This window comes from Terrihabitans aquatilis (genome assembly GCF_052542005.1).
The window spans coordinates 1-14,116 of the sequence record NZ_JBOCUO010000001.1; the positions used below are offsets into that span (position 1 = coordinate 1).

Consider the following 14,116-nt stretch of genomic DNA (forward strand, 5'->3'; position numbering starts at 1 on the left):
GCCGCAAAATAAAATACACCACGAAAAAACCCCGGTGTTCGCGACTTCGTCGCGGCGAAGATTGCGGCAGGCGATCGATCATCGCCTGCCGCTCATGACCGGGAGCAAAGGTGCCTTCGGAAAATCCCGGGCACATCAAAGCAAGTAAGTCATGGAAAAGCGCGGGTGGTAACCCGTTCGCGCAGGCCTAGCAGAAACTTACAACGACAATTTCAAGGGGAAGGTAAAATGGGCAAGGCTCTAGATGGCGTGCGCATTCTTGATTTTACCCACGTCCAGTCGGGCCCGACCTGTACGCAGCTTCTGGCCTGGTTCGGCGCGGACGTCATCAAGGTAGAACGTCCCGGCGAGGGTGACATCACCCGCTCGCAGCTTCGCGACGTGCCGAATGCGGACAGCCTGTATTTCACCATGCTGAACTCGAACAAGCGTTCGATCACGCTGGACACCAAGAACCCGCACGGGCGCGAGGTTCTCGAAGAACTGATCAAGATCTGCGACGTGATGGTGGAGAATTTCGCGCCCGGCGTGCTCGATCGTATGGGGCTCACCTGGGAGCGTATTCATTCGATCAATCCGCGGATCATCGTGGCATCGGTCAAGGGGTTCGGCCCCGGCCCGTTCGAGGACTGCAAGGTGTATGAGAACGTGGCGCAGTGCACCGGCGGCGCCGCTTCGACCACAGGTTTCCGCGATGGACTGCCGCTTGTGACCGGCGCGCAGATCGGCGATTCCGGCACCGGCCTGCATCTTGCCCTCGGCATCGTGACCGCGCTCTATCAGCGGACTCTGACCGGCAAGGGGCAGAAGGTGCTGTGCGCGATGCAGGATTCGGTCCTCAACCTCTGCCGCGTCAAGCTGCGCGATCAGCAGAGGCTGGAACGCGGCCCGCTGCAGGAGTACAGCCAGTTCGGCGAGGGCATTCCTTTCGGCGACACTGTTCCCCGCGCCGGGAACGATTCCGGCGGCGGTCAGCCCGGGCGCATCCTTCGCTGCAAGGGTTGGGAAACCGATCCGAACGCCTACATCTACTTCATCACTCAGGCGCAGGTCTGGGACAAGGTATGCGCGGCGATCGGCAAGGAAGAATGGATCACCGATCCTGAATATGCCAAGCCGGTGTCTCGCCTGCCGAAGCTGAACCACATCTTCGCGACCATCGAAGAATGGACCATGACCAAGACGAAGTTCGAAGTCATGGACATCCTCAACGAGGTGGACGTGCCATGCGGCCCGATCCTCTCGATGAAGGAAATTTCGGAAGACAAGTCGCTGTATGCGACCGGCACGCTGGTCGAGGTCGACCATCCCGTCCGCGGCGCGTATGTCACCGTCGGCAATCCGATCAAGCTGTCCGACAACGATGTGCCCGTCGAGCGCTCGCCTCTTCTGGGAGAGCACACTGACGAGATCCTGGCCCAGGTGCTCCAGCTCGATCCGCAACGGATCGAGGAGATCAAGGCATCCGGCGCAACCGGGCTGCGCGCTCGCGAACCCGCAGAATAAGCCGGACCTTTTTCCGCATGCGGCATGAGCGTGCGGGAAACTCGTGCTATCCAGTCGTCGTATCGTGCGAACCGGCAGCCGTTCGGGCGGCCGCTGGCCGTCTTGTAAACAATCACCAACGCGGAGGGGGGACCCCCGATGAACATCCACGAATATCAGGCAAAAGCGATCCTGAAGGAGTATGGGGCGCCCGTTTCGCGTGGCATTCCGGCCTTCACACCGGAAGAAGCGGAAAAGGCGGCGCATGAGCTCGGGGGCCCCGTCTGGGTCGTGAAGTCCCAGATCCATGCCGGCGGTCGCGGCAAGGGCACCTTCAAGGAGCTCGGCGCAGGCTCCAAGGGCGGTGTGCGCGTCGTGAAGTCGATCGAGGACGTGGTCTCGTCGGCAAAGGACATGCTCGGCAACACGCTCGTCACCGAGCAGACGGGTCAGGCCGGCAAGCAGGTCAATCGCCTCTACATCGAGGAAGGCGCAGCCATCGCGAAGGAATTCTACCTGTCGATGTTGATCGACCGGGAGACGAGCCGCGTGGCCTTCGTGGTGTCGACCGAAGGTGGCATGAACATCGAGGACGTGGCGCACAACACCCCGGAGAAGATCGTGACCTTCTCCGTGGATCCCGCGACCGGTATCCAGGGGCATCACGGCCGCACGGTGGCGCGCGCGCTCAACCTGACCGGCGACCTCGGCAAGCAGGCCGGCGCATTGGTGACGCAGCTCTATGCGGCATTCACCGACAAGGACATGGCGTTGCTCGAGATCAACCCGCTCGTGGTGACCGAGGACAACCAGCTGAAGGTTCTCGACGCGAAGGTGTCGTTCGACTCGAACTCGATCTACCGCCATTCCGATGTGGCGGCTCTGCGCGATGAGACCGAGGAGGACGCCAAGGAGATCGAGGCATCCAAGTATGATCTCAACTACATCGCGCTCGACGGCACGATCGGCTGCATGGTCAACGGCGCCGGCCTCGCCATGGCGACGATGGACATCATCAAGCAATACGGCATGGAGCCCGCCAACTTCCTGGACGTCGGCGGCGGCGCCACGACAGAGAAGGTGACGGCGGCCTTCAAGATCATCACCGCCGATCCGAAGGTGAAGGGCATTCTCGTCAACATCTTCGGCGGCATCATGAAGTGCGATGTGATCGCCCAGGGCGTGATCCAGGCGGTGAAGGACGTCGGCCTGAAGGTACCGCTTGTGGTGCGTCTCGAGGGCACGAACGTCGAGGCCGGCAAGAAGCTTATCGGGGAATCCGGACTGAACGTGATCGCAGCCGACGATCTCGATGATGCCGCGCAGAAGATCGTCAAAGCCGTGAAGGAGGCCGCATAATGTCCGTGCTGCTCACCAAAGACACCAAGGTTCTCGTTCAGGGCTTTACCGGCAAGAACGGCACCTTCCACTCCGAGCAGGCTCTGGCCTACGGCACGAAGGTCGTCGGTGGAACGTCGCCCGGCAAGGGCGGCAGCACCCATCTCGACCTGCCGGTCTTCGATACGGTGGCCGAGGCGCGCGACAAGACGGGCGCGGACGCGTCCGTCATCTATGTGCCTCCGCCCGGCGCGGCCGATGCCATTCTCGAGGCCATTGATGCCGAGATTCCGCTGATCGTCTGCATCACCGAGGGTATCCCGGTGATGGACATGGTGCGTGTGCGCCGTGCGCTCGACGGATCGAAGTCCCGCCTCATCGGGCCGAACTGCCCCGGAATCGTGACCGCTGGCGAATCGAAGATCGGTATTATGCCCGCCAACATCTTCAAGCCGGGCTCTGTGGGTGTGGTTTCGCGCTCCGGTACCCTGACCTATGAGGCGGTCTTTCAGACCACCAATGAGGGCCTGGGCCAGACCACGGCGGTCGGCATCGGTGGAGACCCGGTCAAGGGTACTGAGTTCATCGACGTGCTGGAGCTTTTCCTGGCAGACCCCGCGACCGAATCGATCATCATGATCGGTGAAATTGGCGGCTCGGCCGAGGAGGATGCAGCTCAGTTCCTCGCAGACGAGGCGAAGAAGGGCCGCAAAAAGCCGACAGTGGGCTTCATTGCCGGACGGACGGCTCCTCCCGGACGGCGCATGGGCCATGCCGGCGCGATCATTTCGGGCGGCAAGGGTGGCGCCGAAGACAAGATCGCTGCGATGGAAGCCGCTGGCATCCGCGTCTCGCCTTCACCGGCCCGGCTCGGCAAGACGCTGGTGGAACTGCTGAAAAGCTGAAGATCATCGGTTCCGGAGGTCGGGATGCCCGGCCTCCGGAACCGGGTTGGTAAAACCCCGATCGCCTCGGCGCTTGCAGGAGCGTGCGGCCTTGGTTATTCGGTCTCCACAGATTGGGGCGTCGCCAAGCGGTAAGGCAGGGGATTTTGATTCCCCCATGCGGAGGTTCGAATCCTCCCGCCCCAGCCAGATATGTTGACTCTCGCCGCAAAGAGCTTTCCACATTCCGTAGAAGCTCCAGTTTATTCGATCTAAATGTCGCAGCTGGCGGCGGTGCCGTCGAGCGGTCCATCGGAGGAAATCAATGGCCAAGACCACGACCAAGACCAAGGCGCCTGCAAAGGACGGTGAGACCAAGGCTGCGCGCCAGCCGAACGCTGCATTCATGAAGCCCCTTCAGCCGTCGAAGGAACTTGGTGAGGTTGTCGGCAGCGATCCGCTGGCCCGCTCCGAGGTCGTGAGCAAGATCTGGGAATACATCAAGAAGAACAACCTTCAGAATCCCGAGAACAAGCGTGAGATCCTCGCGGACGACAAGCTTGAGCCCGTGTTCGGCAAGAAGAAGGTCACGATGTTCGAGATGAACAAGCTGCTGGCAGCCCATCTCAAGTGAGTTCATGCCGGCCGCCGTTCGCCGGCGGCCGGCATTTCCAGGGCCTCTGCCGATAAACCCTCTGCTAAGGGCGGCTGTGGCTAGGTAGGTCCATGGCACCTGACGACAACAGCGAGAACAAACGAAGCTCGGTCCGGATGAGGACCCTGAAAGGGGCCCAACTGATCGTTGCCAATGGCTTCTCGTCGTTTGATTGCATCGTCCGCAATATGTCTGCAGGGGGTGCTCTCGTGGAGCTGCCTTCGACGATCGGCATTCCAAGCCATGTCACGCTGCGGATGAAGGATGGAAGCCCTGAACGGGCCTGCCATGTCGCGTGGCGGACAGATAGCCGGATGGGGCTACGCTTTCTCGATCAGTGATCCGTTCAGAGCGGTCCGATCTGCACGATATCGTCTGATAGGCACAATGCCGCCGATTGCGAGACGGTGCGGCCACCAATTACCCGATCACCAGCGATCTCCGCGAGCGGGATGAGAACGAAGGCGCGTTCCGTCAATCTGGGATGGGGCAGCGCGAGATCGGCATCGTCGAGCGCGACGTCATCGTAGAACAAGATATCGACATCGATCTGACGCGGACCCCAGCGCCGCTCCTTGCTCCGGGCTCGGCCGCCCAGCGTCTCGGCTTCGTGGCAGACGCGAAGGAGATCGCGTGGTGAGAGCTTGGTCTCGACGATAATGCAGGCGTTCAGAAACCAATCCTGATCTTCGTCCCCCCATGGTGCTGTCCGGTAGAGAGCGGAACGACGGAGCAGCCTGACGTCAGGATGCTGAGCTATGCGGGTGACGGCTGCGCGGATATTGGCAGCCTTCTCACCCAGATTGGAGCCGAGGCCGAGACCGGCTTCAGCCATGGCGCACGCGGCGAATGTGGATTTCAACGGAATCGAACACTGCCTCGATCGGCGCGCTGGGCTTTCGGATGGTGATCTCCGTCGCTTGGACGATGGGAAAGCTCTCGAAAATGCGTTCCGCGACACGGCTGGCGAGCGTTTCGAGAAGCTTCTGGCGCTGCTCGGTGAACGCGAGATCGATGACCTTCACGAGCGCGGCATAATCTACGGTCTTCTCGACGGCGTCCGACTGGGCGGCCGGGGCGAGGTCGGCTTCCACCATGACGTCGAGATAGAATCGCTGTCCGATCTCCTGTTCGCCTTCGAAGACGCCGTGATAGGCGAACAAAGCGAGGTTTGAGACTTTGATCCGGTCGACATTCATGATCGATGATTCCCGATGGCGTCCAGCACCTGAAAAGCGGCGCGATGCGCAGCCACATCATGCGCGCGAACGATTTTTGCTCCGGCCAGAACCGCTGCGATGTGAGCGGCGAGGCTTCCGTGGATTCTTTCGCGCGGATCGTCCACGCCAGTGAGTGCGCCGATAAAGCGCTTGCGCGATGCGCCGATCAAGAGCGGGAAGTCCAGTGCCATGAGTTCCGGTAGGCGGCGGATCGTCTCAAGGTTCTGATCGGCCGTCTTTCCGAAGCCGATGCCGGGATCGAGCACGATGGAGGAGGGGGCGACACCCGCCGACAGCGCCAGATCCACCGAGCGGCGGAGGAAATCGAGGATGTCGCTTATGATGTCGATAGCCGGATCGGCCTCGGGTCGGTTGTGCATCAGAACGACGCCCGCACTGGTGTCGGCCGCCAGCCGCGCCATCTCGGCATCCCGCTGAAAACCCCAGATGTCGTTGATGATGCACGCACCGGCTTCGATGGCGCGGCGTGCGACGGCCATCTTGGTGGTGTCGATGGATATGGGAATGTCGATCTCGCCCGCTACTGCGCGGATCACGGGCTCAACGCGCCCGATTTCCTCGTCCGCGCCGATCGGCGTAAATCCCGGACGTGTCGATTCGCCCCCGATATCGAGGATATCTGCGCCCTCGGCTGCCATAGCGCGGGCGCGCACCAAGGCTGCCTCACCCTCGTGAGAACCGCCGTCCGAGAAGGAATCAGGCGTCACGTTGAGTATGCCCATCAGCAACGGTCCGGCGTTCAGCGGTAAAAAGCGCTCGCCGGCCTTCCATCCATGCCCGGATGCCATCCGCAATTCAGTCGTCACTGCCACTCGGCAAGTTTGCCGAGGATACGAACCCAGGAACGCGTGCCTTTGTGGAACGCGTTCAGGTCGTATTTCTCGTTCGGCGAATGGATGCGGTCGTCATCCTGCGCGAAGCCGATCATCAGCGTGGCCATATCCAGATCTCGCCGGAATGCGCCGACGATGGGGATCGAACCACCGGAGCCCATCAGGATCGGGTCCTTGCCCCATTCCTCCTGCAGTCCCTGTGCCGCCAGTTGCAAGGCAGGGCTGTCAGCCTCGAGTTCGATCGCGCCGCTGCCTCCGTGCTCATGGAAGGAGAGCGTGGCCCCCTGCGGCAGGCGGTCCTTGAGAAAGGCGCGGAATGCTTCGCTGATCCGAACCGGATCCTGTTTGCTTACGAGCCGAAATGAAATCTTCGCTGAAGCCTGCGCGGGGATGACGGTCTTGAAGCCTTCCCCGGTATAGCCGCCGAAAATGCCATTGATCTCGCAGGTGGGCCGAGCCCAGATCTGTTCGAGCACGCTGTGGCCCGCTTCGCCTGCGGCGTTCGGAGCGAGCCCCGCTTCGTTCAGGAACGAGGTCTCGTCGAATCCAAGATCAGCCCATTGGCGTGCGAGGGGTTCGGGTAGACCGGCAACACCCTCATAAAAGCCCGGAATGGTGACGCGGCCCTCTGCGTCGTGCAACTGGGAAAGAAGCTGGGTAAGCACCCGGATGGGGTTCAGCGCCGGGCCGCCATACATGCCGGAATGCAGGTCGCGGCTGGCCGTTGTGATCGTCACTTCTTCGCCGACGAGGCCGCGCAGGCGCGTGGTTATGGCGGGAGTTTCAGGATCCCACTGACCCGTGTCGCAAACAAGGGCGATGTCGGCCTTCAGGAGATCCTTGTTCGCATCGAAGAAGGGCTTCAGCGATGGACTGCCCGATTCCTCCTCTCCTTCGAGAAGGACGGTGACGGCGACCGGCAGATCTCCCGTCGCGGAGATCCAGGCACGAGCGGCCTCCAGGAAGGTGAACAACTGGCCTTTGTCGTCCGAAGCGCCACGCGCAACGATACGCTCACCACGCGGGCCGGTTTCGATGCGGGGCTCGAAGGGTGGTGTTTGCCACAGATCGAGCGGCTCCGGCGGCTGCACATCGTAATGGCCATAGAACAGCACGTGCTTGCGGGCGCCTTCCGGCCGGCGCTGGGCCAGCACCATCGGATGCCCGTTGGTGTCCATGACGCGTGAGGAGAACCCGATCTCGCTGAGCTGGTCGGAGGCCCATTGTGCGGCGCGGCGGCAGTCGGCCTTGAAGGCAGGGTCGGTCGAAATGGATGGGATGGCCAGGAAATCGAACAGCCGATTCAGCGATTGCTGAAGGCCCGCATCCACGGCGTTCAGGACGGCTTCTGTATTGGACATCGACTACAAACTCCCAAACTCAACGCCTCAGAAGGCCACCCAGGGCGCCGCGCACCACCGCACGGCCAAGTGAACCTCCAACCGAGCCGCCCACCGATTTTCCGATATTGGCCGCGATATTGCCGGCTATCCGATTGGTAACGGTGCGTGTGACTTCCCGCGCCACGGCCTGCCCGGGCGTGAGGCGCTTGCTGCGGCCCCCGCCGATCCCGAGGACCGATTTGAGCAGGCCGCCCCAGAGACCGCCACCTTCAGCAGGCTCGGCGCCGTTCGTGGCCTCGGCAGCGGTACTGGCGGAACGATCTCGGAGCACCTCATAGGCGCTGGTGCGATCGACCGCGACGTCGTAATGCCCCGAAACCGGACTGTTCTGCACCGCAGTCTGCCTCTCCTGCGCGGTAAGCGGCCCAAGCCTCGATGCTGGAGGGCGGATCAGCGTGCGCTCCACCATTGAGGGGACGCCCTTGTCTTCGAGCGTCGAGACGAGCGCCTCGCCAACAGCCATCTGCGTGATGGCCTCTTCGGTGCTGAAAGCCGGATTGGCGCGGAACGTGGTTGCGGCGGCGCGCACGGCCTTCTGCTCTCGCGGAGTATAGGCCCGCAAAGCATGTTGGATACGATTGCCGAGCTGCGATGAGACGCGATCAGGTACGTCCAGCGGGTTCTGCGTCACGAAATAGACACCGACGCCTTTGGAACGCACGAGGCGAACGACCTGCTCGATCTTCTCGAGGAGGGCGTCGGGCGCATCGTCGAACAGAAGGTGAGCCTCATCGAAGAAGAGGACGAGCTTCGGCTTGTCGAGATCGCCGACCTCCGGCAATTCCTCGAACAATTCGGAGAGCAGCCAGAGCAGGAACGTGCCGTACAGGCGTGGCGATTGCATCAGCCGATCGGCCGCGAGGATGGAGATCATGCCCCGACCTTCGCGGGTGGTCTGCATCATATCGGACAGCTGAAGAGCCGGCTCTCCGAACAGATGCGTGCCGCCCTGATTGTCGAGGATCAGCAATTGTCGCTGGATGGCCCCGATGCTGGCCTTGGAGATGTTGCCGTAGCGAAGGGTGAGCTGGCTTGCCGTGTCGCCAACAAGGGTGAGCAGGGCCTGGAGATCCTTGAGATCGAGAAGAAGGAGCCCTTCCTGGTCGGCGACGCGAAAGACGATGTTGAGCACACCCTCCTGCACATCGTTGAGGTTCAGGAGGCGGGAGAGCAGCAACGGTCCCATTTCGGTGACGGTGGTGCGCACCGGCGCGCCCTGTTCGCCGTACAGATCCCACAGGATGACGGGGAAGGCGTCGTTGACGTAAGGGTCCAGCCCGATCTCGGCGGCGCGCTTGACGAGGAAGTCCTTCGGCTCGCCGCGCGCACCCAGACCAGCGAGATCGCCCTTCACATCCGCAGCAAAAACCGGAACGCCAGCATTGGAGAAGCCCTCGGCCAGCACCTGCAGCGTTACGGTCTTGCCGGTGCCGGTCGCGCCTGTGATCAGGCCGTGACGGTTCGCGAACCGAAGCGCCAGATATTCAGGTTTGGTGCTGGTGCCGATGAACAGCTTGTCTGCGACATCCATGAAGCGGATCTCCTGAGGTCGTGTACATCGACCCCGCGCACGCGAGATCGTCAAGTGCGCTTGCGCGGCAATCTGTCATCATGTCCGCATCCTGGAAGCCGCCGGAGACCTCGTGATGACCATCTCTCTGATGCGCTGCGCCGTCCTCGTTCTGGCTTTGCTTGTTGTGCCACCCGGAATGGCCCGCGCACAGGATGCCGTGGACGTGCTGCTCGTGCTGCTGGCCGACGGCTCGGGCTCGATCGATGCGGAGGAGTTTGAAATGCAGCGCGAGGGGTATGCCAGGGCAATGGCAAGCCCCGAAGTATTGTCGGCGATCGGCTCCAACGCACACCAGAGGATCGCGGTACTTTTTCTGGAATGGGGTGCGCCCGACAGCCAGGACATCGTGGTCGACTGGACGTTGATCGACGGCGCCGCATCGGCAGAGGCATTCGGCCGGCGGCTGCGGACACAGCCGAAACTCACTTATGGCTACAATTCGATCTCGAATGCGATTGATTTCGCCATGGGACATATCAAGGCGGCGCCTTTTGTCGGCGAACGCACGATCATCGACGTTTCCGGAGATGGCCCGAATATCGGCGGACGGCCGATCATGGCGGCACGGGATGAAGCGGTGGGACAAGGCGTGACGATCAACGCGCTGGCCGTGCGCAGTCCGGGCAGTTCGGTGGCGCTGTCGCTCGGAATGCCGCTCGAGAATTATTATCGTCAGAACGTGATCGGCGGGCCCGGCAGCTTCGTGGAGACGGCAGAGGGACGGGACGGATTCGCGCAGGCTATCCGAACGAAATTGGTGCTGGAACTGGCGGCGAACGGGCAGGGGAGAAATATCCTCCTCGCGGGCGGAACGGAGTAATGCAACAACGGTGAAAAAACGGGGCCTCGCGGCCCCGTTTTCGAATTCAGATCTCGCCGTAGAGCTTCTCGACGTATTCCCAGTTCACCAGATTTTCGAGGAAGGCCTTGAGGTAGTCCGGCCGACGATTGCGATAATCGATGTAATAGGAATGCTCCCACACATCGACGCCGAGAATCGGCGTGGCGCCATGCACAAGCGGATTTTCGCCGTTCGGGGTCTTCTGGATAACGAACTTGCCATCCTGGACCGAAAGCCAGGCCCAACCCGAACCGAACTGGCCAACGCCGGCCTGGACGAAGTCTTCCTTGAACTTTTCGTAGCCGCCGAGATCTTCGTCGATCTTGCGTGCGATCTTCTCCGGCGGCTGTCCACCACCGTTCGGCTTCATCCAGTTCCAGAAATGGAGATGGTTGTAGTGCTGGCCGGCATTGTTGAAGAGCGCCTGGTTCTTGCCGAACGACGCCTTGACGACCTCCTCGACGCTCGCATTTTCAAGGCCGGAGCCTTCGAGCAGCTTATTGCCGGTGGTCACGTAAGCATTGTGATGCTTGTCGTGATGGAATTCCAAGGTTTCCCGCGACATATACGGGCCAAGAGCATCGTAGGAATAGGGCAGTTCGGGCAGCGTAAAGGGCATCGACAGCCTCCAGTTCAGGCCAGAATGTGTCCAGCTAGCAGAGCGCTAGGCAAAGCGTAGATAGAGCCCTCCCCCTTGCCCCGCAACCGACTATGCTTCTTTCTGGAACGAATCGGGGTGTGAGTAGTTGGCCGTCATCAGGATCGTGAATATGATTGTGTTCCTTATCGCCTTGGGAGTTCTGCTGATCGGTTGGGGGGCAATCGTCCTGGCCACGGGCGATTTCGTGGCGACTCTGGATATTGCCGCCAGCCTTGTCAGCGCAGGGGCGATTGTCATCGCTTTGGCGGCGCTTGTTCGTTCGGTCGACCGCCTTCGCCTTCATGCGCCGGCGCGGATCGAGCCCCCGGCTCCGGTGGCGACGAGCCCTGAGCCCCCAAGGGCGGACGTGCGCCCGGCAAGGGCCCCGGTTGTGGAGCCGGTAGTGGCTAACGCTCGCCCGAAGCTGGAAGCCGCCTCAATCGCGATCGATGAGGCGCTTGCAGGCGCGTCGAATGTATCGCCCCCTGAAGCGCCCCGACCTACGCCGCACGCAGAACCTGCCCGACCCGAGCCCCGTGTCGTGCCAGAAGGGCCACGGCCAAGTGAGCCGTCGGTTTCGGAGACGCCCAGTGCCGCCAAGCTGGTGAGGGAAGGGGTGATCGACGGGCGGACGTACCGCTTTTATTCCGATGGCTCGATCGAGGCTGACGGCCCCGATGGTCTTCGCCGGTACGGCTCGATCGATGAGGCACGGGAGGAGATTCTGCGCGTGCGCCGGGAGCGAACGGAGCCGACGCCTCCGGCCGTCTCAACACCTCCCGCCCAGGCGCGGCAGGAGCCATCCCAGCCGCGGACAGAGCTGAAGGCGGAGGCGCGGGAGCGAACGGATGAGCCGCAGGCGCAATCGTCCGCGTCGTCGGCGTCCCGGCCTGCGGCGGCAGGGGCTGCGAGCGCTCCTGCTTCCCGCAATTCATCCTGGCAATCCTACCTGTCCGGTCGCGGAGCTTCGCCCAAGATTGATCCGACGCCTGAACCTGCCGGACAAGAGCGCGCTCCTGAGGTTTCTCCGCCGGATGTTCGCCCCGTGGCCCCGCAATCCGCGAACATCAGTGCTCAGGCTGAGCCGAACTGGTCGGAATCATTCCGTGAATTGTTGAAACGAGAAGTCGGCGATGCCGATCGCAGCGGTCCAGACCGCAAGAGCTGATGGATTTTCAGGGCCTTCAGCTTCGATTCGTTCGAAAGTGAAGGTCCTGCCTCAATAAAATCCATGTGCCTCTTCTACAAAATTTGTTGATCGATCTGCTCATTCCAAAGGAGCAGAGGTAAGGTCAAAAAGAATTGGCCCACCTATATTGTGTCTCATCGCCGGTGCGGATAATAAGGTAGACATATGTTGGGATCGGCAGGTTGAACTTGGCTCTTTGCTCGCCAGCATTGTTCCGGACTGCACCCCAAATCTAATGGGCTCGTGGCCCATCCCTAACGTTTAGGACCTGCGACTGATGTCGGACACCTCGTTCTCACCCAATTACGTCGAACTCGCCGCCGATATCGTCTCGGCTTATGTCAGCAACAATTCGGTCACCACGTCAGATCTGCCTCAATTGATCGGTGATGTTCATGCCGCTCTGCTTCGTCTTACGAATGGAGTGACCGAGCTGCCATCCGAAGCGCCGAAGCCCGCAGTGCCGGTTCGAAAGTCGATCACGCCCGATTACATCATCTGTCTCGAAGATGGTAAGAAGTTCAAATCCCTAAAGCGTCACCTTCGTACGCAATACGATCTGACGCCGGAAGAATACCGCGAGAAGTGGGGTCTGCCGGCGGATTATCCGATGGTCGCGCCCAACTACGCTGAAGCGCGGTCCGCTCTCGCCAAGAAAATGGGCCTCGGCCAGCAGCGCAAAAGGGCCTGAAGGCGAGATAGCGCTTAGGAAAACTATCTTGATATGAGCGTATGAGGATGATATTCCTTGCCTTTGGAGGTGAGGCATGACATCATCTGTACGGTCACGATACACAGTGAAGAATCCCCGGAAACGAGGAGGGGCATCAGCTCTTTCTCGTTCCGAGCGTTTTCTGCTTCGATTGGTGCGCAGCGAGGCAAGATCGGCACGAAAAACAGAGGCGGGGATGTTCGTTTTGACAGGCGAGCGGCTGTCGCTCCCGCAAGACCACGCTCACAATCTTGTTGTACGTGATCTCGCCTATGTTACGCCCACCGGCTTTTTACTTCCGACGGAGGCTGGCCATTTCTGGGCGCGCCGTCATTCGGATGGGGAAGAGGATTTCCGGCGCCAGCATGGCGCTGTGCAACCATCCAACGAAATCGCGCCGGGAGCCCGGATCGACCTTGCGGAAAGCCCTCTGCTCTGGCTGCATCGGCGCAAGGATCGCAACGGGCAACCGTTGATCGGCGAGGCGATGTTCGCGGCCGGCGAGCGCCTGCGGTCCGATTTCACTTTCGCCAATCTGGGACCACGTGTGTCTTCCAGCTGGACGGGCGTAAGGTCGGCGACGACCAGTGATCAATCAGACCCGACAGACAGGATGGTCTCGGCGCGGCAGCGCGTTCGAAAGGCGCTCGACCATGTCGGCCCCGAACTTTCCGGCGTGCTGCTCGATGTGTGTTGTTTTCTGAAAGGCTTGGAGGATGTCGAGCGGGACCGGCAATGGCCGGCGCGGTCGGCCAAGATCATTCTTGCCCTGGCTCTCGGCAGGCTTGCAGGTCATTACGGTTATTCCGACGTCGCAAAGGGGCCGGATCGGGTGCGGCCCCGCGGGCAGCATCAAGACGTGGCGAGAGCTTCCTGAGCCTCCACATTGATACGCTTTATCATCGATCTCAGGCCGTTCGAGCGCTGAGGCGTTAAATGTTCGCGCAGGCCGAGCTTTTCGAGAACGGGCGCAGCATCGAGCGCGAGAATCTCCTGAGCGGGCCGACCAGAATACAGGGCCATCACAACGGTGACCAAGCCTCGCACCAGATGGGAATCGCTGTCTCCGGTAAACTGGAGCACAGGCCCATCGGGTGTCTGTTCGACAGCGGTTTTCAGCCAGACTTGGCTGGTGCAACCCTCAACCTTGTTCTCGCGGGTTCGGGCATCGTCCGGAAAATCCGCAAGCGCTTGGCCGAGCTCGATGAGATAGCGATAGCGCTCCTCCCAATCCTCGAGATAGCTGAACGATTCGATGATGTCGTCGATGGGCGTGTGCATGGGATCAGATCTATATGGGTGGAACCCGGTCAAAGCATAGG

16 protein-coding genes and 1 tRNA gene are annotated in these 14,116 nt (G+C 61.3%); 10 read left to right on the top strand and 7 right to left on the bottom strand.

The genetic code is table 11. The features are described 5' to 3' along the window. Positions 1-228 precede the first annotated feature (228 nt). The 6 genes from frc to ACQ6S1_RS00030 all read left to right on the top strand — a co-directional run bounded on the left by frc (position 229) and on the right by ACQ6S1_RS00030 (position 4,703). Entirely contained in the window at positions 229-1,506 is a 1,278-nt protein-coding gene (gene frc, locus ACQ6S1_RS00005) for a formyl-CoA transferase (RefSeq protein ID WP_445039129.1), read from the top strand. Between the two features lie 138 nt (positions 1,507-1,644). Then, positions 1,645-2,844, top strand: coding sequence for an ADP-forming succinate--CoA ligase subunit beta (gene sucC / locus ACQ6S1_RS00010; protein ID WP_445039130.1), 1,200 nt, complete (start codon positions 1,645-1,647; stop codon positions 2,842-2,844). Continuing rightward, positions 2,844-3,728, top strand: coding sequence for a succinate--CoA ligase subunit alpha (gene sucD / locus ACQ6S1_RS00015; RefSeq protein ID WP_445039131.1), 885 nt, complete (start codon positions 2,844-2,846; stop codon positions 3,726-3,728). The genes sucC and sucD overlap by 1 nt, the downstream gene beginning before the upstream one ends. Positions 3,729-3,842: 114 nt before the next feature. Continuing rightward, a tRNA-Gln gene (locus ACQ6S1_RS00020) sits at positions 3,843-3,917 on the top strand. A 115-nt stretch (positions 3,918-4,032) separates the two neighbouring features. Continuing rightward, positions 4,033-4,341 (top strand): SWIB/MDM2 domain-containing protein, encoded by a 309-nt coding sequence (locus ACQ6S1_RS00025; protein WP_445039132.1) that lies wholly within the window; start codon positions 4,033-4,035, stop codon positions 4,339-4,341. Between the two features lie 92 nt (positions 4,342-4,433). Continuing rightward, complete coding sequence (locus ACQ6S1_RS00030) at positions 4,434-4,703, top strand: PilZ domain-containing protein (RefSeq protein WP_445039133.1); 270 nt, start codon at positions 4,434-4,436, stop codon at positions 4,701-4,703. 5 nt (positions 4,704-4,708) lie between these two features. On the opposite strand, the gene folK is transcribed toward ACQ6S1_RS00030, so the two are convergent. The 5 genes from folK to ACQ6S1_RS00055 all read right to left on the bottom strand — a co-directional run bounded on the left by folK (position 4,709) and on the right by ACQ6S1_RS00055 (position 9,370). Then, positions 4,709-5,197 carry a 2-amino-4-hydroxy-6-hydroxymethyldihydropteridine diphosphokinase gene (gene folK, locus ACQ6S1_RS00035; protein ID WP_445039134.1) on the bottom strand — a complete coding sequence of 163 codons (489 nt, stop codon included), beginning with the start codon at positions 5,195-5,197 and terminating at the stop codon, positions 4,709-4,711. Then, positions 5,190-5,561 carry a dihydroneopterin aldolase gene (gene folB, locus ACQ6S1_RS00040; RefSeq protein WP_445039135.1) on the bottom strand — a complete coding sequence of 124 codons (372 nt, stop codon included), beginning with the start codon at positions 5,559-5,561 and terminating at the stop codon, positions 5,190-5,192. The genes folK and folB overlap by 8 nt, the downstream gene beginning before the upstream one ends. After that, positions 5,558-6,325: a dihydropteroate synthase gene (gene folP / locus ACQ6S1_RS00045; RefSeq protein ID WP_445039136.1), complete on the bottom strand. Its 768-nt coding sequence runs from the start codon at positions 6,323-6,325 to the stop codon at positions 5,558-5,560. The genes folB and folP overlap by 4 nt, the downstream gene beginning before the upstream one ends. An 80-nt stretch (positions 6,326-6,405) precedes the next feature. Then, positions 6,406-7,797, bottom strand: a complete 1,392-nt coding sequence (locus ACQ6S1_RS00050) for a dipeptidase (protein ID WP_445039137.1) — start codon at positions 7,795-7,797, stop codon at positions 6,406-6,408. A 19-nt stretch (positions 7,798-7,816) separates the two neighbouring features. Beyond that, positions 7,817-9,370 (bottom strand): helicase HerA-like domain-containing protein, encoded by a 1,554-nt coding sequence (locus ACQ6S1_RS00055; protein ID WP_445039138.1) that lies wholly within the window; start codon positions 9,368-9,370, stop codon positions 7,817-7,819. Between the two features lie 115 nt (positions 9,371-9,485). On the opposite strand from ACQ6S1_RS00055, the gene ACQ6S1_RS00060 reads away from it, so the two are divergent. Next, positions 9,486-10,232, top strand: a complete 747-nt coding sequence (locus tag ACQ6S1_RS00060; protein WP_445039139.1) for a DUF1194 domain-containing protein — start codon at positions 9,486-9,488, stop codon at positions 10,230-10,232. Positions 10,233-10,278: 46 nt separating this feature from the next. Here the strand turns inward: ACQ6S1_RS00060 and ACQ6S1_RS00065 are convergent, their stop codons facing one another. After that, positions 10,279-10,872 (bottom strand): superoxide dismutase, encoded by a 594-nt coding sequence (locus ACQ6S1_RS00065; RefSeq protein WP_445039140.1) that lies wholly within the window; start codon positions 10,870-10,872, stop codon positions 10,279-10,281. Between the two features lie 151 nt (positions 10,873-11,023). Between ACQ6S1_RS00065 and ACQ6S1_RS00070 the strand changes: the two genes are divergently transcribed. From ACQ6S1_RS00070 to ACQ6S1_RS00080, 3 genes are all read left to right on the top strand, one after another. Next, a complete protein-coding gene (locus ACQ6S1_RS00070; RefSeq protein WP_445039141.1) occupies positions 11,024-12,061 on the top strand; it encodes a hypothetical protein in 1,038 nt (345 codons plus the stop codon). 298 nt (positions 12,062-12,359) lie between these two features. Next, a complete protein-coding gene (locus ACQ6S1_RS00075; protein ID WP_445039142.1) occupies positions 12,360-12,773 on the top strand; it encodes a Ros/MucR family transcriptional regulator in 414 nt (137 codons plus the stop codon). A 217-nt stretch (positions 12,774-12,990) separates the two neighbouring features. After that, complete coding sequence (locus ACQ6S1_RS00080) at positions 12,991-13,671, top strand: DUF6456 domain-containing protein (RefSeq protein ID WP_445039143.1); 681 nt, start codon at positions 12,991-12,993, stop codon at positions 13,669-13,671. On the opposite strand, the gene ACQ6S1_RS00085 is transcribed toward ACQ6S1_RS00080, so the two are convergent. Beyond that, positions 13,647-14,075: a SufE family protein gene (locus tag ACQ6S1_RS00085; protein ID WP_445039144.1), complete on the bottom strand. Its 429-nt coding sequence runs from the start codon at positions 14,073-14,075 to the stop codon at positions 13,647-13,649. The two genes, ACQ6S1_RS00080 and ACQ6S1_RS00085, sit on opposite strands and share 25 nt — an antisense overlap. Positions 14,076-14,116: the final 41 nt, after the last annotated feature.